23 protein-coding genes and 1 pseudogene are annotated in these 24,471 nt (G+C 65.5%); 13 read left to right on the top strand and 11 right to left on the bottom strand.

Features of this window, described 5'->3' with window-relative positions:
* Window positions 1–157 (top strand): annotated as a pseudogene (locus A6A05_RS21805) (IS4 family transposase); the annotation flags it as partial.
* 85 nt (window positions 158–242) lie between these two features.
* On the opposite strand, the gene A6A05_RS20155 reads toward A6A05_RS21805, so the two are convergent.
* Window positions 243–404 (bottom strand): YodC family protein, encoded by a 162-nt coding sequence (locus A6A05_RS20155; RefSeq protein ID WP_156520993.1) that lies wholly within the window; start codon window positions 402–404, stop codon window positions 243–245.
* 74 nt (window positions 405–478) lie between these two features.
* Window positions 479–2,002 (bottom strand): fused MFS/spermidine synthase, encoded by a 1,524-nt coding sequence (locus A6A05_RS09705; RefSeq protein WP_068499912.1) that lies wholly within the window; start codon window positions 2,000–2,002, stop codon window positions 479–481.
* Between the two features lie 83 nt (window positions 2,003–2,085).
* Here A6A05_RS09705 and A6A05_RS09710 point away from each other — a divergent pair, with 83 nt between their 5' ends.
* Genes A6A05_RS09710 through A6A05_RS09720 form a run of 3 tightly spaced genes read left to right on the top strand, consistent with a single transcriptional unit; the run spans window position 2,086 to window position 4,161 of the window.
* Window positions 2,086–2,529, top strand: a complete 444-nt coding sequence (locus A6A05_RS09710) for a DsrE family protein (protein WP_068499914.1) — start codon at window positions 2,086–2,088, stop codon at window positions 2,527–2,529.
* Between the two features lie 17 nt (window positions 2,530–2,546).
* Entirely contained in the window at window positions 2,547–3,119 is a 573-nt protein-coding gene (locus tag A6A05_RS09715; RefSeq protein WP_068499916.1) for a thioredoxin family protein, read from the top strand.
* Window positions 3,120–3,156: 37 nt separating this feature from the next.
* Complete coding sequence (locus tag A6A05_RS09720) at window positions 3,157–4,161, top strand: extracellular solute-binding protein (protein WP_245644254.1); 1,005 nt, start codon at window positions 3,157–3,159, stop codon at window positions 4,159–4,161.
* A 142-nt stretch (window positions 4,162–4,303) separates the two neighbouring features.
* On the opposite strand, the gene A6A05_RS09725 is transcribed toward A6A05_RS09720, so the two are convergent.
* The 5 genes from A6A05_RS09725 to A6A05_RS09745 are packed head-to-tail and all read right to left on the bottom strand — an operon-like array spanning window position 4,304 to window position 10,615.
* Window positions 4,304–5,839 (bottom strand): hypothetical protein, encoded by a 1,536-nt coding sequence (locus tag A6A05_RS09725; RefSeq protein ID WP_068499919.1) that lies wholly within the window; start codon window positions 5,837–5,839, stop codon window positions 4,304–4,306.
* Window positions 5,840–5,853: 14 nt separating this feature from the next.
* Window positions 5,854–8,661 carry a flagellar hook-associated protein FlgK gene (gene flgK / locus A6A05_RS09730; protein WP_082910846.1) on the bottom strand — a complete coding sequence of 936 codons (2,808 nt, stop codon included), beginning with the start codon at window positions 8,659–8,661 and terminating at the stop codon, window positions 5,854–5,856.
* Window positions 8,662–8,687: 26 nt separating this feature from the next.
* Entirely contained in the window at window positions 8,688–9,119 is a 432-nt protein-coding gene (locus A6A05_RS09735; protein WP_068499925.1) for a hypothetical protein, read from the bottom strand.
* Window positions 9,120–9,122: 3 nt separating this feature from the next.
* Window positions 9,123–9,440 (bottom strand): rod-binding protein, encoded by a 318-nt coding sequence (locus A6A05_RS09740; protein ID WP_068499926.1) that lies wholly within the window; start codon window positions 9,438–9,440, stop codon window positions 9,123–9,125.
* Window positions 9,440–10,615: a flagellar basal body P-ring protein FlgI gene (locus tag A6A05_RS09745; RefSeq protein ID WP_068499929.1), complete on the bottom strand. Its 1,176-nt coding sequence runs from the start codon at window positions 10,613–10,615 to the stop codon at window positions 9,440–9,442. The genes A6A05_RS09740 and A6A05_RS09745 overlap by 1 nt, the downstream gene beginning before the upstream one ends.
* Before the next feature lie 229 nt (window positions 10,616–10,844).
* Between A6A05_RS09745 and A6A05_RS09750 the strand changes: the two genes are divergently transcribed.
* The 3 genes from A6A05_RS09750 to A6A05_RS09760 all read left to right on the top strand — a co-directional run bounded on the left by A6A05_RS09750 (window position 10,845) and on the right by A6A05_RS09760 (window position 13,722).
* Window positions 10,845–11,279, top strand: coding sequence for a flagellar assembly protein FliX (locus A6A05_RS09750; protein ID WP_068499932.1), 435 nt, complete (start codon window positions 10,845–10,847; stop codon window positions 11,277–11,279).
* A gap of 91 nt (window positions 11,280–11,370) precedes the next feature.
* On the top strand, window positions 11,371–11,787 hold the full coding sequence (gene dksA, locus A6A05_RS09755) for an RNA polymerase-binding protein DksA (protein WP_068499935.1): 417 nt from the start codon (window positions 11,371–11,373) through the stop codon (window positions 11,785–11,787).
* A gap of 186 nt (window positions 11,788–11,973) precedes the next feature.
* On the top strand, window positions 11,974–13,722 hold the full coding sequence (locus A6A05_RS09760; RefSeq protein WP_068499937.1) for a glycosyltransferase family protein: 1,749 nt from the start codon (window positions 11,974–11,976) through the stop codon (window positions 13,720–13,722).
* On the opposite strand, the gene A6A05_RS09765 is transcribed toward A6A05_RS09760, so the two are convergent.
* Both A6A05_RS09765 and A6A05_RS09770 read right to left on the bottom strand, forming a co-directional pair.
* Window positions 13,723–15,363: an AMP-binding protein gene (locus A6A05_RS09765; RefSeq protein ID WP_068499941.1), complete on the bottom strand. Its 1,641-nt coding sequence runs from the start codon at window positions 15,361–15,363 to the stop codon at window positions 13,723–13,725. It abuts the gene before it with no gap.
* A gap of 5 nt (window positions 15,364–15,368) precedes the next feature.
* Window positions 15,369–16,589 carry a hypothetical protein gene (locus tag A6A05_RS09770; protein ID WP_068499944.1) on the bottom strand — a complete coding sequence of 407 codons (1,221 nt, stop codon included), beginning with the start codon at window positions 16,587–16,589 and terminating at the stop codon, window positions 15,369–15,371.
* Between the two features lie 83 nt (window positions 16,590–16,672).
* Between A6A05_RS09770 and A6A05_RS09775 the strand changes: the two genes are divergently transcribed.
* Together A6A05_RS09775 and A6A05_RS09780 are read left to right on the top strand one after the other, a co-directional pair.
* Entirely contained in the window at window positions 16,673–16,870 is a 198-nt protein-coding gene (locus A6A05_RS09775) for a type II toxin-antitoxin system HicA family toxin (RefSeq protein WP_068499946.1), read from the top strand.
* Window positions 16,871–16,873: 3 nt separating this feature from the next.
* Entirely contained in the window at window positions 16,874–17,254 is a 381-nt protein-coding gene (locus A6A05_RS09780) for a type II toxin-antitoxin system HicB family antitoxin (protein WP_068499949.1), read from the top strand.
* Between the two features lie 14 nt (window positions 17,255–17,268).
* On the opposite strand, the gene A6A05_RS09785 is transcribed toward A6A05_RS09780, so the two are convergent.
* A complete protein-coding gene (locus tag A6A05_RS09785; RefSeq protein WP_245644255.1) occupies window positions 17,269–18,360 on the bottom strand; it encodes an NAD(P)/FAD-dependent oxidoreductase in 1,092 nt (363 codons plus the stop codon).
* A 111-nt stretch (window positions 18,361–18,471) separates the two neighbouring features.
* On the opposite strand from A6A05_RS09785, the gene A6A05_RS09790 reads away from it, so the two are divergent.
* The 4 genes from A6A05_RS09790 to A6A05_RS09805 all read left to right on the top strand — a co-directional run bounded on the left by A6A05_RS09790 (window position 18,472) and on the right by A6A05_RS09805 (window position 23,525).
* Window positions 18,472–20,526, top strand: coding sequence for a molybdopterin oxidoreductase family protein (locus tag A6A05_RS09790; protein WP_068499955.1), 2,055 nt, complete (start codon window positions 18,472–18,474; stop codon window positions 20,524–20,526).
* A complete protein-coding gene (locus A6A05_RS09795) occupies window positions 20,523–21,329 on the top strand; it encodes a division plane positioning ATPase MipZ (protein ID WP_068499958.1) in 807 nt (268 codons plus the stop codon). The genes A6A05_RS09790 and A6A05_RS09795 overlap by 4 nt, the downstream gene beginning before the upstream one ends.
* 164 nt (window positions 21,330–21,493) lie before the next feature.
* Complete coding sequence (locus A6A05_RS09800) at window positions 21,494–21,835, top strand: flagellar biosynthesis regulator FlaF (protein WP_068499961.1); 342 nt, start codon at window positions 21,494–21,496, stop codon at window positions 21,833–21,835.
* A 181-nt stretch (window positions 21,836–22,016) separates the two neighbouring features.
* Window positions 22,017–23,525, top strand: a complete 1,509-nt coding sequence (locus tag A6A05_RS09805; protein ID WP_245644256.1) for a PAS-domain containing protein — start codon at window positions 22,017–22,019, stop codon at window positions 23,523–23,525.
* On the opposite strand, the gene A6A05_RS09810 is transcribed toward A6A05_RS09805, so the two are convergent.
* Window positions 23,522–24,454 carry a histone deacetylase family protein gene (locus A6A05_RS09810; RefSeq protein ID WP_068500010.1) on the bottom strand — a complete coding sequence of 311 codons (933 nt, stop codon included), beginning with the start codon at window positions 24,452–24,454 and terminating at the stop codon, window positions 23,522–23,524. The genes A6A05_RS09805 and A6A05_RS09810 overlap by 4 nt on opposite strands.
* Window positions 24,455–24,471: the final 17 nt, after the last annotated feature.

Here is a 24,471-nt window from a genome sequence, read left to right on the forward strand (position 1 = left end):
GCTGCGCCTGGCCCAGACGGCCCAGAAATTGGTCCAAAGCCCGCTTGCCTTTGCCCGTCTGGTCCGCGCCAACCTCATGCACCTGCGCCGCATCGACCGCCTAATCGGAGACGACCGCAGCCCCAGGGGCGCTCCCAATCAGATGGTGTTGCTATGAGCCCGAAAATTAAACCGGACAGCAGTGGGGCAAGCCCGGTCATGACGGGTGGAGGAATAATGCTTCAGCCTAGGCCGAACAGACACTAAGACCACAAGACAAGCTGGGCCAGTGTAAAGGTATGGCCCTTTACCTCAGATTTATCGAACCATTCGCAGTAGGCTTCGCCCTCTTCAACCCATTTCACGGTCATGTCGGGACCACCCGACTTGAGGCGAACCGTATCGCCTGCCTTGATATCGTCCATAGGCTCGCTCCAAACTGAAGGTGCACGCATCATATTTCCATATGGAAACATTATCTACCAAAAAGACGCCATCCTCACCGCTCCCCCACCTCTGGTGCCAGCAGCACATGGGCCATCAGGCGGTCGACCGGCGAGAAATCGTCGGTCAGGACCGGTACGTCGGCGCGCGCGACCGCCTCCTTGACCTGATCACCCTTCAGGCGCAGCCAATGGCGCGGGAAGAAGCGGCTGGCCTGGATCAGGCTGGCCTCGGTCGGGCGGTCCGAGGCCAGAACCAGATAGGTGACCCGCTCACCCTGGCTCATCTCGTCGCCATCGACCCACACTTCCACCGTCGGAAAGTCACGCCACAGGGTCTTCAGCAGGGCGAACAGGAAGCGCGGCTCGTGGCGGGCCTCGATGACGTTGATGGCATAGAAGCCGGCGGGCTTCAGGCGGGCGGCGATCTCGGCGTGGAACTCGGCCGTCACCAGGTGGGGCGGGATGCCGATATCGTGGAAGGCGTCGCCGAAGACCACGTCGAACTGGGGCCGGCGCGGCAGTGATTGCAGGGCGACACGGGCGTCGCGGTGGTCGGCCACAACGCCCTTGGCGTCCGGGTCCAGCCACAGGAAGCGTCGCGCCACCTCGGTCACCATCGGGTCGATCTCGGCGACGTGCAGGTGAGGGGCGGCATAGGCCCGGCTCCAGGCCCGGGGCAGGGTATAGGCGCCGCCGCCGACGAAGAAGGCCGAGATCGACTCGCGTCCGAAGCGCCGGGCCGCCAGTTCGTCGGTGAAGTGCAGGTACGAGGAATGCAAGACTTCAGGGTTGGCGGCATCGTTGATGCCGTGGCCCAGATGGTCCAGCACCAGCACGGCCGATTCCCGCCCGGCCTGGCCGGAAAAGTCCTCGACCCGCAGGCAGTAATAATCGCTTTCGACCCGGCAGGGCGAGGCCAGGCCGGTCTTGGCGATGATGGATATGGTCAGGCCGGCGACCAAAGAGGCGGTTACCGCGCTGGACGGGCCGCGGACCAGGAAGGCCAGGCCCAGCATTCCGTAAGTGGCGGCGACCGCCATCAAGGTGCCGATCGACCCGATCCACGACAGGAACAGATAGCCGGCCGCCAGGGTGCCCAGGATCGAGCCGGCGGCGCCCAGCGCATACATCCGGCCGATGGCGCGGCCGGCGTGGGCGCGGTCGGATTCCACCGCCAGCTTGGTCAGGATCGGCGAGATGATGCCGGCGAACAGCGACGGCGGCAGGAACAGCAGGGCGGTCAGCGCGATGATGGCGGTGATCGGGTGCCAGCCCTGACCCAGCAGCGGCTGTGAAGCCAGCCGCAGGACCGGCAGCGCCAGCGCGGTCACGGCTCCGGCCGCCAGCAAGGCGGCGCCGATGCGGCGGTGGGCGGCGCGCCCCTCGCACTCGGCCAGGATTCCGCCGATCCAGTGGCCGATGGTCAGGCCGGCCAGCACCACCGAAATGATCGCCGTCCAGGTATAAAGGCTCATGCCGACATAGGGGGCGAGCAGACGGCCGGCGACGATTTCCACCACCAGCGCGGCGGCCGAGACCAGGAACAGCGCGGCGCCATAGGCCAACTGACGAAGCATCGAAGGGGGAGCCTTTCAAGATTCCAGCGACGAAACCGTCAAACTCATTCTATGATAATCCTATCATACATCGAGGACTGGTCATGCGCGCCCTTGGCTTGCTGTTGTCGATCCTGCTGCTGTGGCCCGCCCTGGCGCGGGCCGAAACGGTGCTGGCCTCGCCCAAGCCCGGCTGGGACAACCCGCGCAAGGTCGTGCTGCAGTTGAACGCCGAGGACCCGCGCCACGTCAACAACGTGCTGTACAACGCGGTCAACCTGCAGAAATTCTATGGTCAGGACAATGTGAAGGTCGCCATCATCGCCTATGGCGGCGGCGTGCGGGCCTTGTTGGCCGACCAAAGCAAGGTGGCCGACCGGGTCGCCTCGCTCAAGGCCTACGAGGTCGAGTTCGTCGCCTGCGGCAACACGCTGGAAACCATCGGGCGCAAGCCGGGCGATCTGCTGGCCGGCGTGTCGGTGGTGACCGCCGGGATCGCCGAGCTGGTCGAGCGACAATTGCAGGGATGGGTGGTGGTGGCGCCATAACAAACGGAGGGGAGCCGATGAAACGTTGGTTGTTTGGCTTGGTCGGCCTGCTGCTGTCGCTGTCCGCGCCGGCCTTTGCCAAGTATGAACCCAAGCTGGGCGATGACGGGCTTTACCGGCAGGACTGGTTCCTTAACAGCTTCCTTGATCTCAGAGAGGATCTGGCCGAGGCGGCCAAGGCCGGCAAGCGCTTCGCCATCATCTGGGAACAGAAGGGCTGCCCCTATTGCCGGGATGTCCACACCGTCAACTTCGCCGACGACAATGTGCGCAACTGGATCAAGGACCGCTTCGTCATCGTCCAGTTGAACCTGTGGGGCGACCGCGAGGTGACCGATTTCGATGGCCAGGTCCTGACCGAGAAGGCCTTGGCCCGCAAGTATCGGGTGAACTTCACCCCGACCATCCAGTTCTTCCCCGATAGCCTGGCCGCGACCAAGGGCAAGTTGATCGACGAGATCGAAGTGTCGCGCATGCCCGGCTATTTCAAGAACTTCCATTTCCTGGCCATGTTCGAGTATGTATGGGACAAGCGCTACGCCAAGGGGCAGGAATTCCAGCGCTATATTCTGGAGAAAGCCAATCAATAGAACTCCGGGCTGGCGGTGTTGGCTGGCGGCGCTGACGTTGCTGATATTGGGGGGCGGCCACGGATGGGCGGGTGAAATCCGCATCCTGACCTGGTCGTCTTATATTTCGCCCCAGGTTCTGGAGCGGTTCGAACGCGAGGCCGGCGTCCGCGTCAAGGTCGATACGGTGACCAACTATGTCGACCTGATGGCCCCGTTGTTGACCAGGGCGTCCGGTTACGACATCGCCTTTCCGGCCGATTTCCAGGTCCGCGATCTGGTGCGGGGCGGCCTGTTGGAAAAGGTCGGCGTCGATCGTCTGGCCAATTTCTGGAATGTCGAGGATGTCTGGCGGTCGCGACCGCCGGACCCGCGCGACGAATATACCGTGCCGCATGTCTGGGGCACCACGGCCTTCGTCATCGATACCTCGGTCTACAAGGGCGACATCGACACGCTGAAGCTGGTGTTTGAACCTCCGCCCGAAATCGACGGCAAGCTCGTGCTGCTGGATTCCGGCTACGACATGGTGCAACTGGCGCTGATCTGGCTGCGCCTGCCGCGCTGTTCGACCCGGCCCGAGCATCTGGCCCGCGCCGAAGGCCTTCTGGTGCCGATGTTGCGGCGCTATCCGCTGGCCGACATCGACACTATCGTCGAGGAATTGGCCAATGGCCGCTATGCCCTGGGGGTGGCCTGGAACGGCGACGCGCTGAAGGCGCGGCTGAAGCGGCCCAGTCTGAAATTCGCCCATCCCCGCGAAGGATCGCTGGTGTGGACCGACGTCATCGTCGTGCCCAAGGGCGCCCCCAACCGGGCCGACGCGCTGAAGTTCCTGTCCTTCATGATGCGGCCCGACATCGCCGGGATGGAAAGCAACTACAACCTTTATGCGACGGTGATCAAGGGGGTCGATCGCTATCTCGACCGCCACCTGCTGAACGCGCCGGAAATCGTAGCACCCATCTCGTCGACGCTGGATTTCTACACCTTCTGCGACAACAACGCCGAAACCCAGCAAGAGAACTTCTGGAAGGTCCTGAAGGACAAGGCCCGTCAATGAACGGCGAGGCCGCCGGTCATCAGTCTTGCGTGAAAAAGTCCCTCGGCTTCGCCTCGGTGTGCTTTTTCCCGATTTTTCTCCCTATAAATCAACGGGCAAAACTACACTGAGCGAAGCGAAGGACTTTTGCGCGGAAGACTCATCACCGCATGAAGTTCAACAGCGACAGCTCGCGCACCATCGACGTTGTCTGATAGGCCGCCTGCAGGGCGGTTTCGTCGCTTTTCAGCAACACCGCCAACTCGGTCTTGTCGGATTGCTCCAGGTCCGACGCGCGGGTCTGCAGGAAGCCCTTGAACTTAGTGTAGATGGTGTTCTTGGTGGCGATCAGGGCCTGGTTGTTGCCGACCGCCGCCTGCAGGCTGGTCAGATCGCTGCTCAGCTCGGTGCCGTAGGGCGGCGAGGTGCCGGCCGGCGAATTCATCGCGTCGTTCAGCAGGTAGCGTGCGGCGACGATGCGATCCAGGTTGTTTTCCAGACCACCGGCGGTGCCGTACTGGCCCTGGGCAATGATGGCCATGGCGCGGAAGGCCTTTTCAAAGGTCGGGTCCGACGCATAGACGCCCAGATCGATGGTGCGGTCCTGGCCGACGCGGTGTTCCAGCGCCAGATTGTCGCCATTGTACCAAGACGAGGCGCTGAGCGTGACGGTCGAGATCGCCGCCTGGGTGGTGACCTTGGTCGAGTTGATGGTGATGGTGTCGGGTGGGCCGGCGACGATGGACGACACCTCGTAGACACCGTCATTGCTGGCGGTGCCGGACACTTCAAACACCTGGCCGGCCGTGAAGCCGGTGGCGTTGGAGACCTGGATGGTGTCCGATCCGGGCGTGAAGGTCAGGTTGGCATTCAGCTGCTGCTGGTCGGGCAGCGCCGTGGTGTAATATTTGAGGCTGGCCGCCACCGGGCCCTCGGTGACCAAAGGCGAGACGGTGATGACGGTGCCGCCGGCGCCGACGCTGACGCCCCTGACGGTGAATTCCTTGTCGTCATTGAGGCCGCCGGCCGAATCGGCGACGGTGATGCGGGCGCCGACCGGGATGTCGCTCAGGACGTTCGGCGACGTCGTCAGGGACGCCGCGGTGATGGTGCCGGCGGCGGCGCTGAAACTCACATTGCCGGTTTCGGCGTTGGTGGCGTTCAACTCTAACAAGGTGCCCGACCGGGTGGTCGGATAGGGATGGTCGAAGCCGTCCCATTTGGTCTGGAAGTCGTCGAACGAATTGGCGAACTGGGCGACCGGCTCGTTGTTGACGCGCCCGCCCGAGAAGATGTACTGGCCGTTGATGCTGGACGCCAGGCTCGATTGCAGCGACAGCATCGAATTGTAGGCCTGCTCCTGCAGGGCGGTGACTTCGGCCTGCGACCGGGTTTCCTTGGCATAGAAGTCGTCCAGCTGATCCAGGAAATCGTTCATCGTCGTTTCGATGGCGTTCAGCGAGATTTCCATGCCGTCCAGCCGCGTCTTGGCGGTGGCATTGCCCTTGATGTACTGATCGACCCGCGAGATTTCGTTCTCGAAATTGATCAGCTGGTGGGAGTCCCTGGAAATGCCGGCATAGGTCTGCGACTTCATCCCGGTATTGAACTGCACCATGTGCTCGTGCGAGCGCAGCTGGATGTCGTTGATCCGGGACAGGTAGACCTGGTTGGCGCCATATGTTCCGATGCGGGTCATTTCTCGATCTCCGCTTACTGGATGATGTTCACAAGGACTTCCAGCATTTCCTGGATCGCTGTGATCACTTTCGCCGAGGCCGTATAGGCCTGCTGGTAGTCGATCATGGCCGAGACTTCCTCGTCCAGATTGACACCGCTGAAGGAAGTGTACTGGAAATCAAGCGATTCACTCAAGGTCGACTGGTAATCCAGCACCGTCTTCGAGTGGTCGGAATCTCCGGCGACCACCGAAATGGTGGCGGCGGCATATTCCGACAGGGTGTATTGGCCCTGGAACAGGCCGCCCGCCGAGTCGAAGCTCAACTTGGTGGTGCCCAGTTCCGCCATCTGCAGGGCGACCGCGTTGTCGCCTTCCGAGATGAAATATTCATCGACATCCGAGTTCCACTGCATCATGCCGCGGCTGATCCGTTCCGGGCCGGCGACCAGTTCCTGGCGCACGGCCAGGCCGGCGGCGGTGGTGGTGGCGGCGGCTTCCAGGCTCAGGTCGGACAGCAGGTTCTTGCCCTGGCCGTCCAGGTCGGACGACAAGAACAGTTCCTGATTGCCGGAATGGATGATCCTGAGACGGCTGCCCGATCCGTCGGGAACCACCGCCGCATAGACCTTCTGTTCCTTACTCATCTCAAGGGTGGTGCCCAGGTCGGAACCGGTCGACAGGTCGCCGCCGTTGATGGTGGCGGTCAGTTCCTCGCCGCGGCTGTCGGTCAGGCGCAGGCGCTTATAGGCGCCATCGACTACCACTGTGGCGGTGACCGAGCTTTGGTTCAACAGGCCGGCCAGAGCCTCGACGGTATAGGCGCCGGCGGGCAGGGCCTGGGTGAACAAGGTGCCCGACGGGTCGGCGATGGTGACGGTGGCCGCCGAGGTGGTGGTCCAACTGGTGGTCGATAGACGGGCGGATTCGGTGACGCGGCCATAGCGGTTGACCGAGTCGGCGATGTCGCTGAGCGATGAATTGGCCGCCACCGTGAATTCCGGACCGATCTGGCCGGTCGAGTCCCACAAAGACAGAGTCCGCGAGGTGCTGGTGGTGAAGCTGTCGTCCTGGATGGCGCTGTCGTGGATCGAGTTGGCGTTGTCCTTGACGTAAAAGTCGTTCAACCCGAAGAAATTGGAAAAGCCCGACACCGTCTGGTCGGTGGCGCCGTCGCCGGTGGCGTCGAAGAAGATCTTGGCGTCGGCCTGGTCGGCGCCGTCGGTGCTGCTGCCCTGGTCGCGGAAGGCCAGCGAAACCGTGGTGTCGCCGACGCTGATGTCCAGCTTGCCGTCCGAGTTCAGGTTGACCGACGCGTTGGAATAGCCTTCGGCCTTCAGCCAGCCCTCGATATGGGCGGTAACTTCGTTGATGCTCCAGTCGCCATGGTCGGTGCGATTGTCGAAATCGGCGACGTTGCGACCGGTCCCGGGGGTCAGGCCGGCGGTGGCCTGGTAATCGACCTGCATGATGGTGTTCAGCGTGGTCTTGGCGATCTGGTCGCCGCTGGTGTCGAACAGGCCCAGCACCACGTCGTCGCCGGTATCCAACTGGATGGTCTGGCGCGGATTGACCTTCTCGACCACGACGTTCCAGTTGTCGGTGCGCTCGACCACCCGATAGGTGCCGGCGTTGCGGGCGGTGTCGGTGCCGGACAGGGTGAACACCGTGCCGGCCGGGAAGTCGGCGGCGGTGAACACCGCGTTGGTGGCGGTCAGCGTCGCCTGCCACGGATACGAGCCCGAGCCGGCGGCGAAGGCCAGGCCGCCATGGGTGACGGTGCCGCCGGCCCGGTACATGGTGGCCACCGCGTCGGCGGCGTCGTTGACGATGTCGCCCTGGCTGGCGAACGCCCGTGTCCCGTTATAGGACGACGAGATGTTGGGCAAAGACGTGCCGCGATTGTGGATCTGGTTGACGTTGTCGTGCAGTTGCTTGGCCATCTCGTCGATCATCGACTGGGCCTGCGGCAGCACCTCGTCGCGCATCTTGATGAAGGCGCGGATCTGGCCCGAGGTCAGGTCGTTGGTCAGGTCCAGGCCGCTGCCTTCGGCGGTGATCTTGCCGAACTGCCCGCCCGCCGAGGTCATCCACGCGGCGGTCACCGTGCTGGAGGTGTAGCTCAGGTGCTGGACCTGATTGTCCAGCAGCATCTCGCCCGAATTGGTGAAGATGCTGACCGAATTGTCCTGACGCTTGAAATATTGGATGTCGATGCTTTTCGACAGCTCGGTCAGCAGCACGTCACGCTGGTCTTCCAGGTCGGCGGTGCCGGTGGCGATGGTGCCGTGCTTGACGATCTTTTGGTTCAGGTCGTTGATGTCGTCCAGCATGCGGTTGATGTTGTCGACGGTCAGGTCGATCTGGTTGTCGGCCTCAAGGCGCAGGTTCTGGATCTGGCGGGTCATGTCCTGCATGGAATCCGAGACGTCCTGGGCCTTCTGGACGGTGTTCCACTGGGTCGATGACTTGTCGGATTGGGTCGACAGCGATTCGAAGGCGTTCATCAGGTCGCTCAGGCGGTGGGCGATCGAGGTGTCGTCCTCGACCTCGCCGAACAGATCGTCGATGCGCGGATACATGGTCTGCTCGGCTTCCAGCCGGCCCAATTCGGAATTCTGGCGGCGGATGTCCTTCAGCAGGCCCTCGTGGGCCATGCGGGTCAGGCTGCCTTCCTGAACGCCGGCGCCGACGCCGCCGACGATCCGCGCTTCCTGGTTCAGGACCTTGCGGGTATAGCCGACGGTGTTGACGTTCGACACGTTCTGGGCGATCACGTCCAGGCCGCGCTGACTGGTCAGCAGGCCCGAGAGTGCGGTGTTCAATCCAAGTGTGAGCGACATGATCCTGGCTCCCCGCCGTTCTGGCGTCAGAGGGTCTTGTTAAAGGCCAGCGAATTGGGTTCGCCGGTGGCGGCGGCGCTGAAAGCGCCGGACTTGCTGTAATGGGTGGTCTGGGTGGCGTTGGCCTTGGCGGCCGAGACCATGGAATCCATCAGCATCTGGCGGACCTCCATTTCGATCTTCAGCCGCTTGGCGTTTTCCTCGACCAGGACCTGTAAGCGCTTGCCCAGCGCCAGCAGATCTTCCTTCTGTTCCGGTTCCAGGGCTTCGGCCAATGACGGGTCGTCGCGCATGGGGGCGATGGACTGCTCGTAGATGCGGGCCAGCGACGATTTGTTGGCGCTCAACTCGCGGATGGTGGCGACGTCATGACGCTCCAGCGCTTCGTTCTCGAATTCGATCAGGTCGCACAGATTGGTGCAGGCCCAAACGATGTCGTCGTAGGAAAGAGCGGGCATGGTTCAAACCTCCTGGTGCGCCAACATGGCCCGGGTGACCTGGTCGGCCAGGCCGATGCCGTTGCCCCGGTTGGTGATCATCTTGGCGTACTCGTCGTTCAACATCGGGCGGAACATGGATTCGGCATGGCCACCGCCGAACAGGCCGTTTTCCTGGTCGATCCCGGTGAACATGTGATTCAACATCTGAGACATGAACATAGACTCGAACTGCTTACCAACCGCTTTCGCCCGGGCAACATTTGCCGCGTGCTGAGGGGTCTGGGCCGGCTGCGAAGCGGCCATCCTGGCATTGTCGAGGATCGAGGCGGTCATGGTCATCACATCACCTCGATGTCGGCTTGCAGGGCGCCCGCGGCCTTGATGGCCTGCAGGATCGAGATCAGGTCGCGCGGGCCGATCCCCAGAGAGTTGAGGCCGTTGACCAGTTCCTGCAAGGTCACGCCGTGCGGCAGGACCGACAGTTTCTTCTGGCTGCCTTCGTCGATTTCGATGTCGCTACGCTGGACGGTAGTGGTGGTGCCGACCGTCGAGAAGGGCGAGGGCTGCGACACCTGCGGGGTTTCGGTGATGCGGATGGTCAGCTGACCTTGCGCGATGGCCACCGTGCTGATGCGGACGTTCTCGCCCATGACGATGGTGCCCGACGCCTCGTCTATGACGATCTTGGCGATCTGATCGGGTTCGATGCGCAGTTGCTCGATGTCGGTCAGCATGGCGACGACGTTGCCGCGATAGGCCGGCGGGACCGTCACCTGGATGGTGCCGGGGTCGCTGGGCCGGGCGATGTCGGTGCCGAGATAGGAATTGACCGCCTGGGCGACGCGGCGCGCAGTGGTGAAGTCGGGGTTCCTGAGCGTCACCTTGACCGATTCCAGGTGGCCCATCTCGAAGGGCAGCTCGCGTTCGACGATGGCCGCGTTGGCGATCTTGCCCGAGGTGGGCACACCCTTGGTCACCGACGAACCCGAAGCACCCGTGGCGGTGACGCCGACGCCGGCCAGGCCGCCCTGGGCCACCGCGTAGATCTCGCCATCGGCGCCGACCAGCGGGGTGACCAGCAGGGTGCCGCCCAGCAGGCTCTTGGCGTCGCCCAGGGCCGACACCGACACGTCGATGCGGGTGCCCTGGCGGGCGAAGGGCGGCAGGACGGCGGTGACCATCACGGCGGCGACGTTCTTCGGCTTGACGGTGGCGATGGTGCCGCCCTGTTCGCGGATGTTGACGCCCAGGCGTTCCAGCATGCCGACCAGGGATTCCTTGGTGAAGGGCGAGTTGGTCAGGTCGTCGCCGGTGCCGTTCAGGCCGACCACGATGCCGTAGCCCACCAGCATGTTCTCGCGCACGCCTTCGAAATCGGCGATGTCCTTGATGCGCGACGCGCCTAAGGCGGTCTGCGGCATGGCGAAGACAGTCAGCCCGACCAGTCCGGCGGCAAGCAGGAAAGCTCGCATGCCGATGGCGAAGACGGTTTGGGTGGAGAAGAGCGGCTTCATGTGGACCTCGGGAACTCGGAAAACGCATGAATGGTCGCAAGGACCGCTGCGAAGATCGTGCCAACCCCGGAATGCATGGAAAACCGCCGTTTCCCCGGATAGCGGGCGGCGCTTGGACCGAATCGACCCGGCAAAAGATGCCGAGCGAGCGGCAGATTTAGCAGCTTTCGCCGCTATGCCTTTCGCGGCTAGAATGAAGGCCACGACCACGCTGGAATAAGTGGGGATCATGAAGGTTTCCGGAGTCGGTTCAGGCGCCCCTGCCGGTGGCGCCCGCAAGACTGACAAGGCTGACGGCAAGAAGGGTGAGTTCAAGCGCGTGCTCGTCGATGCGATGGGTGCGGGCGAGGAAACCCATGCCGCCGACGGGGCGTCGTCCATCTCGGTGGTCGAAGGCGCGCTGATGATCCAGGATGTCGGCGGCGCCACCGACCGCGAGGCGCGCCAGCGGCTGGTTCGCCACGGCGAGGAATTGCTGGATAAGCTCGAGGAAATCCGCCACGGCCTGCTGTTGGGCACCGTGCCGGTGGAGAAGCTGGAAGCCCTGGCGTCCAGCGTCCGCAGCCGGCGCGAGGCCTGCCCCGATCCACGTCTGGCCGCCCTGCTCGACGAGATCGAGCTTCGCGCCGAGGTCGAAATCGCCAAACTGACGCGTGGGCGTTGAACATCTCGCGATAAGCCCTCTTGCGGCCCATGGGGGCACCCCATATATTGCGTCCCGTCTAAAGCAAAGCCCAGACGCATTGCGGGGGAAGATGACAGTGACGCTGCCGCCGGATTATCGTCCGTCCGAGGACGAGCCCTTCATGAACGAGAACATGAAGGAATATTTCCGTCAAAAGCTGCTGGCCTGGCGATCGGAATTGCTGCGCGAGTCCGACGAGACCCTGGCCCATCTGCAGGAAGGGGGCTTGCAGGAACCCGACATCGCCGACCGCGCCTCGGCGGAAACCGACCGGGCCCTGGAGCTGCGCACCCGCGACCGCGAGCGTAAGCTGATCGCCAAGATCGATTCGGCCCTGCAGCGGGTCGCCGACGGCTCCTATGGCTATTGCGAGGAAACCGGCGAGCCGATCACCATTCGCCGCCTGGAGGCCCGACCGATCGCCACCTTGTCGATCGAGGCCCAGGAACGCCACGAACGGCTGGAGCGGACCCACCGCGACGATTAACAGGCTGCGGAAAAACTTCCGTCATTCCCGCGAAAGCGGGAATCCATGCAGCAGCCACTCAATATCTTGCGGCAAGATGTTCATTTCGCCCCGACATGGACCCCCGCCTGCGCGGGGGTGACGCTGGACTAGAAGGCGGAACGAGTTTTTCCTCGAGCCTGTTAAACCCAAGGGGGCGATCCGACCATGATCGAGGACACGGCGGCCGGACGATGGTATCTGGCGGCCTTCCCCTCGGGAACATCGGGCCGGACCATGCGGGTGATGGCGGCGCCCGGTCTGGCGGACAGTCCGCGCACGTGGTGCGATCTCGCGGAAAATCTTTATTTCGACGGGTTGGGCGAGGCCGGGGCCATCGTGGCGCTCAAGGCCGCGCTGGCGCTTTATCCCGGCGATCTTGATCTGGTGCGCGCCCTGGCCGAGACCGAGTACCGCACCGGGGCCGAGGCCGCTGCCCGCGACCGACTGGCCCCGCTGGCCGACCAGGACGCCGCCGCCGCCATCTTGCTGCTGACCTTCGATCGCCAACAAAAACGGCTGGACCGCGCTGTCCTGATGCGGGCGGCCGACCTGGTCCTGAACGTGGCGCCCTGGGGGGCGGTCCACGAGGATTTCATCCAATTGTGCCGTGACGGCGGTGTGCCGGAACTGGGCGTGCAATTCCTGTCGGCCTGGCTGACCCATCGGGGCATGTCGCTGTGGCCTTACCTCAGGGCCGGCGAGCTGATGCTGGAAGCCGGCGAGCTGGCAGGGTCCGCGCGGGTCCTGCTGGATCTGTGGGGGCGCAATCCGACCGCGACCGAGCTGGTCGGGCCGTGGACCGGCATCCCCGACGACGACGCGGCCACCGAGGCCCGCATTCTCGACGAGATCGAGCACGCCTTCGCCAGTCCCGACGAGGACCTGCCGGTCCATCCCTTGCCCGATTGCGCCCGCGACCCGGCCGATGTGACGGTGCTGTATCTGGGGGCGGAACAGGCCAGCAGCGGGGTGGCGGCGGCCAACGACCTGGCCGGCCATTTCGCCGCCGCCGCCCGGGCGGCCGGGGGCCGCTTCATCCCCTGGCTGGATTCCACCTTGAGCGCGGTCAGGATCGGGCCTTGCTCGGATTCCGAGCTCTGCCGCCGCAAAGAGGCCTTCCTGGCGGAACTCGAGCGGGTGCGCCCCGACATCTTGCTGTGCGATTCGCAAACCGTTCCCGGACTGCGCTTCCCGACCGTTCCCGAGATCAGGGAATTGAAGGCGCGGCTGGGCTTCAAGCTGGTCCACGTCTCGCGCGATTCCTTGCGCGCGGTCGATAACCAGATGCAATTATGGGCCGACGTGGCCGATCATATTTTGCTGTTCGACCCGTGCGCCTATGTGCTGCGCGACCCCGAGCATCGGGACCTGGCCGCCAAGGCCTTCGCCATTCCGGTTCCGGCCGTCCATCCGCCCTTCGTGCCGAGCGGCCGGCCGCCCCAGCATCAATTGCTGTTCGTCGGCAGCACGTTTGCGCCGCACCGATCCTTCCTGCTGGCGGGCCTGGCCTCGGCCGACATCGGCCTGGAGCTGGTCATCGGGGAAAAGCGGCGTCAACTGGCCCCGGATGACGGCGCCTATGCCGGCTTGCTGGCGTCCAGCCGGGCGGTGCTGAACGTCGCCGCCCACGCCGCCGGCGAATCCGGTCGTCTGGTGACTGGGCGGGTGTGGGAAACCATCGCCTCGGGCTCGCTGCTGGTGGAACAATTGCACGAGGGCACGGCGCGCTTCTTCCAGCCATGGCGGCATTTCATTCCGTGGAGCGAGCCGGCCGATATCATCAAACGCTGGCGGGTGCTATCGCGTCACGAGGATGTGCGGGCACGCATCGCCGCCGAAGCCCATGGCTGGGCCCAGCGTCATTACGGGGTCGACAAGGTGTGGCGGGCGATCATCGCCCACGCGCTGGGCTGATCACCCCCAGCGTTCGCCCGGATCGGGGGCATCGACCTTCAGCGGGCGATTGAGCAAGGCGTCGCGGTCGATGCCGTCGGCATTGGTGGGCAGGCTGTCGACGAACTCGATCCGGCGCGGCACCTCGTGGATGGCGCGGCGGGTGGCGATAAAGGCCTGCAGCCGGCGGGCCAGGTCGATGTCGGGTCCATGGCCGGGGCCGGGCACCACGAAGGCCTTCAACTCGCCGCTGGGCAACTGGACAATTGCGGCGGCGGCGATGCCGGGATGCCAGATCAGCGCCGCCTCGACCTCTTCCAGGGCGACCGGCAGGTCGTCGATCATCGCCACGCCGTCATCCGGCTTGACCTCGTCGGGCCAGACATAGCCGTCCAGGTCACGGCTGCCGATCATGCCGTCCGGCTGCCAGCCCGACGGCAGCGCGGTGCCGACCCAGCCCTCGCCGGTCCAGCGGCCCAGGCAGGCCCCGGGCGATCCGGGCGAGGCTGCCAGCAATCCGCGTTCGCCGGCCGGCAGCGGGCGGCCGCTGGCATCGACCGCCTCGACGGTGATGCCGGGCGCGGCGCGGCCGGGCGAGCCGGCCAGGCGTTCCATCACCGGATGGCCGTTGGCGATGGTGGCCCCGGTCAGCACCGTCCCGAAAATGTCGTTGGGCGCCACCCCGAACCGCTCGGCCGCCTTTTGGCGCAAGGCTTCGTCCAAGGGTTCCGGGCCAGACGCCAGCGCCCGCAGGTTGGGGCTGGGATTGGAATTGGTGGCATTGGTCAGGCGCCGCAGATGGGCGGGCGGAATCCACGCCGCCCGCACGCCGTGGCGGCCGATGGCGGCCAACTGGCGGGTGGGGTCGGTCTCGGTCAGGGCGATCACGGTCATGCCGTGATGCCAGGCCGGCAGGATGCCCCAGATCAGGGCCTCGAAGCTCATCCAATCGGCCGGGGTCCAGAAGATGTCGCCGACCTGGGGGAAGAAGCCCAGGGCGAACTCGACCGGCGGCAGACTGCCCGGCAGGGTGCGGTGGGCGTGCAAGATGCCCGGCGGCCGGCCCATGGCGTCGGCGGGATAGAACAGGAAGGCCGGCGCGTCGGCCCCGGTGACCTGCGGCGGGAAGGCATCGGGCGCGGCCTCCAGCGCCTGCCACAGATCCTCGGTGCCGGCGACCGGGTCGCTCGCCACCAGGATCGCGGTCAGATTGGGGGCGCCATCGCGGCCGGCCAGCAGGCGCGGCGCCACCGAGGCGGCGACAATGGCCGCGTGCGCGCCGGAATCGGCCAGACGCCAGGCCAGCGGGATCTCGCCCAGGGTGCAGGGAGCCGGCACCGCCACCGCCCCCATCTTCAGCACCGCCAGAATGGCGATGGCCGCCTCGATCGACGGCGGCAACGAGATCAGCACCCGCTCGCCGGCGATCACGCCGTGCGCCGCCAGCACGTTGGCCAGCCGGTTCGACAACAGCCGCAGCATGTGGAAGGTGGCGCGCTCGACGGTGCCGTCGGCCGCCTCGACCGCCAGGGCGGTTCGGTGGCCGTCGGCCCCGGCCATGGTCTGGCGGTCGCAGACGTCGAAGGCCAGGTTGTAAAGCCCGGGGATGCGCCAGCGAAAGGTCCGGCAGGCTTCCTCGTAGGAACGGGCGGATTTCAGCATCGGTGTCAGTCCAGCGGCATCAGCTCTTCGAACCACAGATAGGTGTCGGTCTCGGTGAACACGATGCCGTCGAAGCCGGCATCCATGATGCCGGTGGCGATCTTGCCCAACTGGGCCTTCCATTCCGGGTTGGCGAGGTCGGTGATGAACTGGCCGGGCACGTCGCTGTCGGGGGCGAACAGGAAGGGCGGGCTGCCGGCCCCCCAGCCCTTCTGCCAGTACCAGCGGCTATCCTGGGTCTTGCCCAGCGGCAGCGCCGCCAGCACCAGGCGCGGCGAGCCCAAGGCCTTGAATTTCAGCTTGGCGATGTCGGCAGGCGTCAGCCCGTCCCAGCCGCGATGGGCGACATCGACCACCACGATGTCGTAATTGGTCTTTTGCAGCGCCATCACCCATTCGGCCCGGCTGGCGAAGGAATCGGCGTTCAGCATCGGCAGCCAGGTGCGCACCGCCGAGACCGAGCGGATCGGTTCGGCGTTTTCGTGGTTCGGCCGGGTCTTGGGCAGATGGCCGGTGGTCGGGTTGTCGGCGTCGGCGAAGGTCAGCACGCGGTCGCGGTCGGCGGCCCGCATGGCGGCGTCGGCATCCTTCGGGGTCTTGCAATCTTCCAGGCTGAACAGGCGACGCCCGGCATCGCGGGCGGCGTCGATGGCATAGATCATGCGGCGCTGGCGTTCGATCTTCTCGGATTCGCGCTTGATCTCGGCGGCGCGGCGCAATTCCTCCTTGGGGTCGATCGAGAACGGCCCCAGGGGCTGCGGCACCGGCGGGCGCTGGATGCCGCGCGCACGTTCCTCGGCCAGGACGCGGTCAAGCTCGCGACGGTCCTTGATGGCCTCGGCCAGCGGCTTGCCGAAGGCGAAGGTGCTGCAATAAAGGCCATCGACCACCAGACCGTCGATCACCTTCATATAGGGGCGATAGACCGTACCCAGCGGCAGGCGCTTCTCGAAATTGGTGCCGTAGGGGTCTTGCGCTTCCTCCCAGGCCGCCTCGCGCTCGCCCTTGACCAGCAGCTCGACGCCGCCCTTGACCAGGATCACCGCCTCTTTCTTGCGGGCCTTGGCGTAGCTGGCGATCTCGATGATCACGTCCCGCCACACTTCCCGATGGTTGGGAACGGCGGAAGCCGGCGGCGGGATCCAGTCGCGCGGCTTGTCCATCGCCATCGCCTGGGTGGCGGTCAACAGCAAGGCCAGCGCCAAGGGGGCGGAAAGGCGGGTCATGACAGGGACTCCTTGCCGGCCGAGCAACTCGACAATGGGATTGGTGGTGTGTATAATATACTTATCGCCAGGGCGGGGGGCTGATGGATAGTCGCGAGATCATTCGCAGGCTGGAACGAGACGGTTGGGTCGAGGTGGCGCGGCGCGGATCGCACGCGCAATTCAAGCATCCGACCAAGCCGGGGCGGGTGACGGTGCCCCATCCGAAGAAGGACATGGCGCCGGGGACCTTGCGCAGTATCGAACGCCAAGCCGGTATCCGGTTGGAAGAGAAAGGGTAGGCGATGGAACGCTCTTATTTCGCGGTGGTCGAGGCGAGCGCGTCGGGTGACATCGGCGTATGGTTCCCCGATTTTTCCGGCTGCGTGACTGCCGGCGGCAGCTATTCCGAGGCGCTGCTCAACGCCCGCGAGGCGCTTCAGTTTCATGTCGATGGCATGGTCGAGGACGGGGAAGCGATCCCGGAGCCGACGCCGTTCGAGAACCTGCCTGCCGACCGGGGACATTTGGCCGTGGCCCTGGTTTCCGTCAGCCTGCAAAGCCGTTCCAAGCGAATCAACATCACCATGGATGAAGCCCTGCTGGCCTTGATCGAAGCCCGCACCAACAATGTCTCTGGTTTCTTGGCGGAAGCGGCGCGCGATCGTCTGGCGTCGCTGCGCTGACCAGGCGGGGCGGGTCATCCGATCATCTCCTTGACCAGTTCGGCCAAAGCCAGGCACGAGGTCAGGCCGGGCGATTCGATGCCGTAAAGCGCCACCACGCCCGGGAGCCGGTGTTGGGCTGGGCCGTGCACGGCGAAGTCGGCGGCCGGCTCGTCGGGCGCGTTGATCTTGGGGCGGATGCCGGCATAGGCCGGCTCCAGCGCGCCGTCGGGCAAGTCCGGCCAATAACGGCGGATGGCGTCGTAAAATGAATCGGCGCGCGACGGCAGGACCCGGTAATCCTCGGCCTCGACCCACTCGACGTCGGGGCCGAAACGGCCGCGCCCGGCCAGATCCAGGGTGTAGTGCACCCCCAGCCCGGCGGCCACCGGCACCGGATAGACCAGCCGCGAGAACGGCATCTTGCCGGTCAGGGTGAAGTAATTGCCCTTGCACAGATAATCGCGCGGCACAGCAGCCAATCCCAGCGAGCGGGCGACCGGACAAGACGACAGGCCGGCGGCGATCACCACGCTTTTGGCCAACAATTCCGTCGGCTCGGCGCCGCCGATCTGCAGCAAGGTGGCGTCGTTTTCGGCACGGCCGCCGGTCACCGGGGCATTGAGTGCCAGGACCGCGCCGTGTTCTTCCGCCTCGCCCTGCAGGGCCAGCATCAGGCCGTGGGTGTCGATGATGCCGGTATCGGCCGAGAACAAAGCCTTGGTGCAGCGAAGAGAGGGCTCCATCGCCATGGCCTCGGCGGCGGGGATGGGGGCCAGGCCGTGACAGCCATTGACCTTGGCGCGGGCGAGGATGTCGTCCAGCTTGGCGGCCTCGGCCCCTTCGGTGGCGACGATCAGCTTGCCGGTCATGCGGAAATCGATTCCGTGGACCGCGGCGAAATCGCGCAGCAGGCGGTTGCCGGCCACGCACAGGCGCGCCTTCAGGCTGCCGGCCGGGTAATACATGCCGGCATGGATGACCTCGGAATTGCGCGAAGAGATGCCGCCGCCGATGGCCGGGCCTGCTTCCAGCACCACCACCTCGCGGCCGGAAGCCGCCAGCGCGCGGGCGCAAGCCAGCCCGACCACACCGGCCCCGATCACCGCACAATCGATGCGTTCCACCAACCCCTGTCCCCGAATTCGGTTGTCGCCTCTAGATTTGGCGGAGCATAGCATCCAGCCGGCCCTTGCGGAAGTTGCCGGATGGCCGGGCTGCGGCTACATTCTTGTCCCATGAACCAAGCCAACCTTGCGCCCTCTGTCTGTCCCCACGATTGCCCGTCCGCCTGCGGCCTGATGGTCGAGCGCCTGGCCGACGGCCGCATCGGGCGGGTGCATGGCGCCAAGATGCCTTATATCGAGGGGGTGATCTGCGCCAAGGTCGCCCGCTATGCCGAGCGGGTTCATCACCCCGACCGCGTCACCACGCCGTTGCGCCGGGTCGGGCCGAAGGGGGCAGGCGCCTTTGCGCCGATCGGCTGGGACGAGGCGCTGGACGAGATCGCCGATCGCTTCCGCCAGGCCGCCGCGCAGAACGGCGCCGAAAGCGTGTGGCCCTATTTCTATGCCGGCACCATGGGGCTGGTGCAGCAAAACGCGCTCAATCGGCTGCGCCGGGCCATGGGCTATTCCGGCCAGGCCAAGACCATCTGCGCCAGCGCCGCCGGGGCCGGATGGATGGCCGGGGTGGGGGCCAAGTGGGGCGTCGATGCCCGCGAGATGGCCGAAAGCGACCTGATCGTCATCTGGGGCGCCAATCCGGTCGCCACCCAGGTCCATCTGATGGGACTGATCAACCAGGCCCGCAAGCAACTCGGCGCCAAGTTGGTGGTGATCGATCCCTATCGTTCGGGCACAGCCGAAAAGGCCGACACCCACCTGATGCTGCGGCCCGGCACCGACGGCGCGCTGGCGGTGGCGGTGATGCATGTGCTGTTCAGGGAAGGCCTGGTCGATCGCGGCTATGTCGAGCGCTATACCGAGGGCGCCGACCGGCTGGAAGCCCACGTCGCCACCCGCACGCCGGCCTGGGCCGCCGCCATCACCGGCCTGAGCGAAGCCGAAATCGAGGCCTTCGCCCGCGCCTACGGCACCACCAAACGCTCGTTGATCCGCCTGGGCTATGGCATGAGCCGATCGCGCAACGGCGCCGTCAACCTTCATGCCGCCAGTTGCCTGCCGGCCTTGACCGGGGCGTGGGAAGTGACCGGCGGCGGCGCGATCCAAAGCGCGTCGGGGGGCTTTGCCATCGAACGCACCCTGATCGACGCCGCCGATCTGCCCGAGCCCAAGGTCCGCACCCTGGACATGAGCCGGATCGGCGCGGTGCTGGATGGCGACCCGGGCGCCCTGGCCGGCGGGCCGCAGGTCGCCGCCATGCTGGTGCAATCGACCAATCCGGCGACGGTGGCGCCCGAGACGGACCGGGTGTGGCGCGGCCTGGCCCGCGACGATCTGTTCGTGGCGGTGCACGAGCAGGCCATGACCCAGACCGCCCGCTTCGCCGACATCGTGCTGCCGGCCACCACCTTCCTGGAACATGCCGACCTTTACACCTCGTATGGCCACAGCTTCCTGCAGGTGGCGCGCCCGGTGATCGATCCGGTCGGCCAGGCCCGCTCCAATCACTGGGTGGTCGGCCAGTTGGCCCAAAGGCTGGGCGCCGTCCATCCCAGCTTCGCCATGGATGACGAGGCGATGGTGGCGGGCATCCTGGCCGCGTCCGGCCTGCCCGATATCGATGCCATTCTGGCGGCCGGCTGGCATGATTGCACGCCGTCCTTCGACCGCGCCCATTTCCTGACCGGGTTCGGCCATGGCGGGCGGTTCCGCTTCGCCCCCAACTGGGCGGCGATCGGCCCAGACCACGCCCGCCTGCCGGCGCTGCCCGACCATGCCGCCCTGACCGAGGCGACCGATGCCCTTCATCCGTTCCGGCTGATCACGCCGCCGTCGCGCCATTTCCTGAATTCCACCTTCGCCGACACCGCCAGCTCGCAAAAGCTGGCCGGCCGGCCCACCGTTTTGATCCACGCCCAGGATTGCCGGCGCCTTCGGCTGGCCGACGGTCAATTGGCCCGGCTGGGGAACCAGCGCGGCTCGGTGGTGGCGCATGTGGCGGTCACCGAGGCAATCGCGCCCGGCACCGTCGCCGTCGAAGGCATCTGGCGCGACGAATCCTTCGTCGAGGGGATCGGCATCAATCGCCTGGTCGGGGGTGATCCGATCCCGCCGGCCGGGGGGGCGGCATTCCACGACACGGCGATCTGGGTAAGGGGAGAAGCATGAGCAGGAAAGCCCATGTGGTGGTGGTCGGCAACGAGAAAGGCGGCACCGGCAAGTCGACGGTGTCGATGCACCTGATCGTCGGCTTGTTGGGGCAGGGGCTGTCGGTCGGCTCGATCGATATCGACGCCCGTCAGGCGACGCTGTCGCGCTATATCCAGAACCGCAAGGGGCGCAAGGATGCCGCGACCCTGGGCTTGCGGGTGCCCGACCATGTGTCGCTGCCGCCGACCGCCGACCGCGAGGCCGACGAGAAGCGCCTGACCGAGGCGGTGCGCCTGCTGGGGGCGGTGCATGACGTGGTGGTGATCGACACTCCCGGTTCCGACCATTACCTGTCGCGGCTGGGCCATTCCTTCGCCGACACCCTGATCACCCCCTTGAACGATTCGCTGATCGATCTGGATGTCCTGGCCCGGGTCGATCCCGAAACCATGCGCATCCTGCGTCCCAGCCACTATTCCGAGATGGTGTGGGAAACCAAGAAAACCCGCGCCGTGCGCGGCGAAAAGGCGGTGGTCGATTGGATCGTGCTGCGCAACCGTCTGGCCCATCTTGACGCCCGCAACAAGCAGGCGATGGAAAAGCTGTTGGGCGATCTTTCCAAGCGCATCGGCTTTCGCGTCGCCCCCGGCCTGGGCGAGCGCGTCATCTACCGTTCGTTGTTCCTCGAGGGGCTGACGCTGTTGGATCTGCGCGAAGGTATTCCCGGATTCGAACTGAGCATGAGCAACATCGCCGCCCGTCAGGAACTCAGGAACCTGATGGAAGCGACCGGCCTTGCGAAACTCGCGAAAGCCGATTGAACGCGAGGCCCGCCGGGACTACTCTGTCCAGCGCGGATAATCGACGCGACGTGGACGCGACACGGGTTAACGGACTATCAATCGGTTCGCATTAGCGTTGCGCGGAAAGTGACGAAGATCAGCGCCCCGGGGGGGGCGAGACAGACGTTCAGGAGAAAGATCCCATGTCCAACGAAACCAACCTTTCGGTTGCCGAAGAGCAGGCCTTTCAATTGTCGCAGGCCGCCATCGGGCTGGACCAGGCTAAAGCCGCGCGCAGCGACCTCGGCCACCTGGCCGCCGCCCTCGAGCGGAACCTCGAAGTGTGGGTGGCTCTGAAGACCATAGTGTCGACCAGCGACTGTCTGCTGCCCGACGCGGTGAAGGAAAATCTGCGTCGCCTGGCCGAATTCGTCGCCGACCGCACCATGCAGGGCGTCGACAACATCGCCGACACCACCATCGACGCGCTGATCAACATCAACCTGCAAATCTCGGAAGGCCTGCTGGAAGGCGCCAAGAAGTAGTTTTACAGGTCGATAGTTCCATTGAAAGGGTGCTTCGCCGGCGGCGAGGCACCCTTTTCAGTTTGAATTTTGAAGATGACTTCCTGCTGGCTGTAAACTCGCCTATCATTCCTGGCGCCAAAGCGGGTCGGGGTCGCAAATGCTGCATCTGGCGGGGTCTGCCGAGTATAAATGGAAGCATATGATCGAGGCGGTGGAAGAGCTGGGCCAAGGCTTCACCGTGTTCGACCGCGATCTGAACCTGATCTTGTGCAATTCCCGCTTTCTCGACATGTTGGGTTTTCCGGCGGATCTGGTTCATCCCGGCACGGTGTTCGCCGATTTCATGCGCTACAACGCCCTGCGCGGCGAGTATGGGGCCGGCGATGTCGAGGCCTTGGTGGCCGAGCGGGTGGAAAAGGCCGCCCGCTTCGAGCCGCATCGCTTCGAGCGCGAGCGTCCCGACGGCACGGTGATCGAGGTGCAAGGCAGCCCACTGCCCGGCGGCGGTTTCATCACCACCTACACCGACATCACAGACAGGAAGCGTGCCGAGCGCATGCTGATCCACGCCAAGGAAGAAGCCGAGGCGGCGGCCCGGGCCAAGGCCAGCTTCCTTGCCACCATGAGCCACGAGATCAGGACGCCGATGAACGGCATCCTGGGCATGTTGCACCTGCTGGGCGGCAGCCACCTGACCGACGAGCAGCGCGATTTGCTGGAAACGGCGCGGGGCTCGGCCGGGGCCTTGCTGGGCATCTTGAACGACATCCTGGATTTTTCGAAGCTCGAGGCCGGCCAGTTGCGGGTCGAGGCCACCGATTTCGACCTCTATCGGCTGGTTCACGACGTGGTCGCCCTGCTGCAGGGCGGGGCCGACGACAAGGGGCTGGCCCTGACCGCCACCATCGCCGATCAGGTCCCGCGTCAGGTGGTGGGCGATCCCACCCGCCTGCGCCAGGTTCTGACCAACCTGATCGGCAACGCGCTGAAATTCACCACCGGTGGCAGCGTCACCGTCCGGGTCGGGCTGGAGGCGACCGAGGATTCGCTGTCGAAATTGCGCTTCGAGGTGGCCGATACCGGCATTGGCATCGCCCCCGACGCTTTGGCGACCTTGTTCCAGGAATTCGTCCAGGCCGATTCCTCGATCAGCCGCCGCTTCGGCGGCACCGGGCTGGGCCTGGCCATCTGCAAGCGGCTGGTCGAGATGATGGGCGGCGACATCGGCTGCGACAGCCGGCTTGGCGAAGGTGCGACCTTCTGGTTCACCACCAGGGTCGGCCTGGCCTCGGTCAGCGTGCGCCATTCGGCCCCGGCGGTGGTGGACCGGCCCGTCACCGCCCCGTTGACGGTGTTGCTGGCCGAGGACAACCCCGTCAACCAGAAGCTGACGACCATTTTGCTGACGCGCTGGGGGCATGCCGTGACCTTGGCCAAGAACGGGGCCGAGGCCATCGACGCGGTGCTGGGCGGCACCTTCGACGTCGTCTTGATGGATGTCCACATGCCGGCCGTCGATGGTCTCGAGGCGACCCGGCGCATTCGCGCCATGGGCGGGCCGATGGCCGCCGTGCCGATCGTCGCCATGACCGCCGACGTGCTGGAAGGCGACACCGCCCGCTGTCTGGCCGCCGGCATGGACGATTACGTCGCCAAGCCGGTCGATCCCGACCGCCTGCAGGCCGTGCTGGCGAAATTTTCCCGTTAATATTCCATCAGGGCGCGGACATGCTCACGCGTCGAGGCGGCCAGGGCCGGCAGGTCGTAGCCGCCTTCCAGCACCGACACCACCCGGTTGTTGGCGAACTCGCGGGCGACGTCCAGCAGCCGTTCGGTCGCCCATTTGAAGTCCGACACCTTCAGGCGCAGATGGGCCAGCGGGTCCTGGGCGTGGGCGTCGAAGCCGGCCGAGATGAAGATGAAATCCGGCTGGAACTGGCGCAGGGCGTGGATGATGATGTCGTCCCACACCTGGCGGAATTGGTCGGAACCGCTGCCGGCCGGCAAGGGGACGTTGACCATGCGGCCCTGGCCGCCGGTTTCCGCCGCCAGGCCGGTGTTGGGATAGGCGTGCTCCTGGTGGGTCGAGGCATAGAAGGTGTCGGGTTCGTCCCACAGGATATGTTGGGTGCCGTTGCCGTGATGGACGTCGAAATCGATCACCGCCACCCGCTTGAAGCCGTGGGCGTCGCGGGCGTGCAGGGCGCCGATGGCGGCGTTGTTGAACAGACAGAAACCCATGGCTGCGTCGCGCTCGGCGTGGTGGCCCGGCGGACGCACGGCGCAAAAGGCGTTGCGCACCTGCTTGGCCGCCACCGCGTCGACGGCGGCGACCACCGCGCCGGCGGCCCGAAGCGCCGCGTCGCCCGATTGCGCCGACAGCAAGGTGTCGGGGTCGATGTGGTAATGTTCGCCGGCCGGCGGCACCACCGCGAAGACATGATCGACATGGTGCTCGACATGGGCGCGCAGCAAATGCTCGCGCTTGGCCTGGGGCGCTTCCTCACGCAGCAGCGCACCGAATTCCTCGCCCTCCAGCGCGGCAAGGATCGCCTTCAGCCGGTCGGCGCATTCGGGATGGTAGTCGCCGGTATCGTGTTCCAGGCAGACTGGATGCGTGTAGAGCAGCGTAGCCATGTCGTTTCTTCGGACGT

The organism is Magnetospirillum moscoviense (genome assembly GCF_001650635.1).
Taxonomy (GTDB): Bacteria; Pseudomonadota; Alphaproteobacteria; order Rhodospirillales; family Magnetospirillaceae; genus Magnetospirillum; species Magnetospirillum moscoviense.

Excerpts from the sequence above, each read along its gene's own strand:
- A6A05_RS09765 (WP_068499941.1), bottom strand. The coding sequence starts at position 15,363 with ATGCTGAAATCCGCCCGTTCCTACGAGGAAGCCTGCCGGACCTTTCGC.
- A6A05_RS09810 (WP_068500010.1), bottom strand. The coding sequence starts at position 24,454 with ATGGCTACGCTGCTCTACACGCATCCAGTCTGCCTGGAACACGATACC.
- A6A05_RS09790 (WP_068499955.1), top strand. The coding sequence starts at position 18,472 with ATGAACCAAGCCAACCTTGCGCCCTCTGTCTGTCCCCACGATTGCCCG.
- A6A05_RS20155 (WP_156520993.1), bottom strand. The coding sequence starts at position 404 with ATGGACGATATCAAGGCAGGCGATACGGTTCGCCTCAAGTCGGGTGGT.
- dksA (WP_068499935.1), top strand. The coding sequence starts at position 11,371 with ATGACAGTGACGCTGCCGCCGGATTATCGTCCGTCCGAGGACGAGCCC.
- A6A05_RS09745 (WP_068499929.1), bottom strand. The coding sequence starts at position 10,615 with ATGAAGCCGCTCTTCTCCACCCAAACCGTCTTCGCCATCGGCATGCGA.
- flgK (WP_082910846.1), bottom strand. The coding sequence starts at position 8,661 with ATGTCGCTCACACTTGGATTGAACACCGCACTCTCGGGCCTGCTGACC.
- A6A05_RS09795 (WP_068499958.1), top strand. The coding sequence starts at position 20,523 with ATGAGCAGGAAAGCCCATGTGGTGGTGGTCGGCAACGAGAAAGGCGGC.
- A6A05_RS09705 (WP_068499912.1), bottom strand. The coding sequence starts at position 2,002 with ATGCTTCGTCAGTTGGCCTATGGCGCCGCGCTGTTCCTGGTCTCGGCC.
- A6A05_RS09740 (WP_068499926.1), bottom strand. The coding sequence starts at position 9,440 with ATGACCATGACCGCCTCGATCCTCGACAATGCCAGGATGGCCGCTTCG.
- A6A05_RS09715 (WP_068499916.1), top strand. The coding sequence starts at position 2,547 with ATGAAACGTTGGTTGTTTGGCTTGGTCGGCCTGCTGCTGTCGCTGTCC.
- A6A05_RS09710 (WP_068499914.1), top strand. The coding sequence starts at position 2,086 with ATGCGCGCCCTTGGCTTGCTGTTGTCGATCCTGCTGCTGTGGCCCGCC.
- A6A05_RS09770 (WP_068499944.1), bottom strand. The coding sequence starts at position 16,589 with ATGACCCGCCTTTCCGCCCCCTTGGCGCTGGCCTTGCTGTTGACCGCC.
- A6A05_RS09760 (WP_068499937.1), top strand. The coding sequence starts at position 11,974 with ATGATCGAGGACACGGCGGCCGGACGATGGTATCTGGCGGCCTTCCCC.
- A6A05_RS09725 (WP_068499919.1), bottom strand. The coding sequence starts at position 5,839 with ATGACCCGCATCGGAACATATGGCGCCAACCAGGTCTACCTGTCCCGG.
- A6A05_RS09800 (WP_068499961.1), top strand. The coding sequence starts at position 21,494 with ATGTCCAACGAAACCAACCTTTCGGTTGCCGAAGAGCAGGCCTTTCAA.
- A6A05_RS09775 (WP_068499946.1), top strand. The coding sequence starts at position 16,673 with ATGGATAGTCGCGAGATCATTCGCAGGCTGGAACGAGACGGTTGGGTC.
- A6A05_RS09750 (WP_068499932.1), top strand. The coding sequence starts at position 10,845 with ATGAAGGTTTCCGGAGTCGGTTCAGGCGCCCCTGCCGGTGGCGCCCGC.
- A6A05_RS09735 (WP_068499925.1), bottom strand. The coding sequence starts at position 9,119 with ATGCCCGCTCTTTCCTACGACGACATCGTTTGGGCCTGCACCAATCTG.
- A6A05_RS09780 (WP_068499949.1), top strand. The coding sequence starts at position 16,874 with ATGGAACGCTCTTATTTCGCGGTGGTCGAGGCGAGCGCGTCGGGTGAC.
- A6A05_RS09805 (WP_245644256.1), top strand. The coding sequence starts at position 22,017 with ATGATCGAGGCGGTGGAAGAGCTGGGCCAAGGCTTCACCGTGTTCGAC.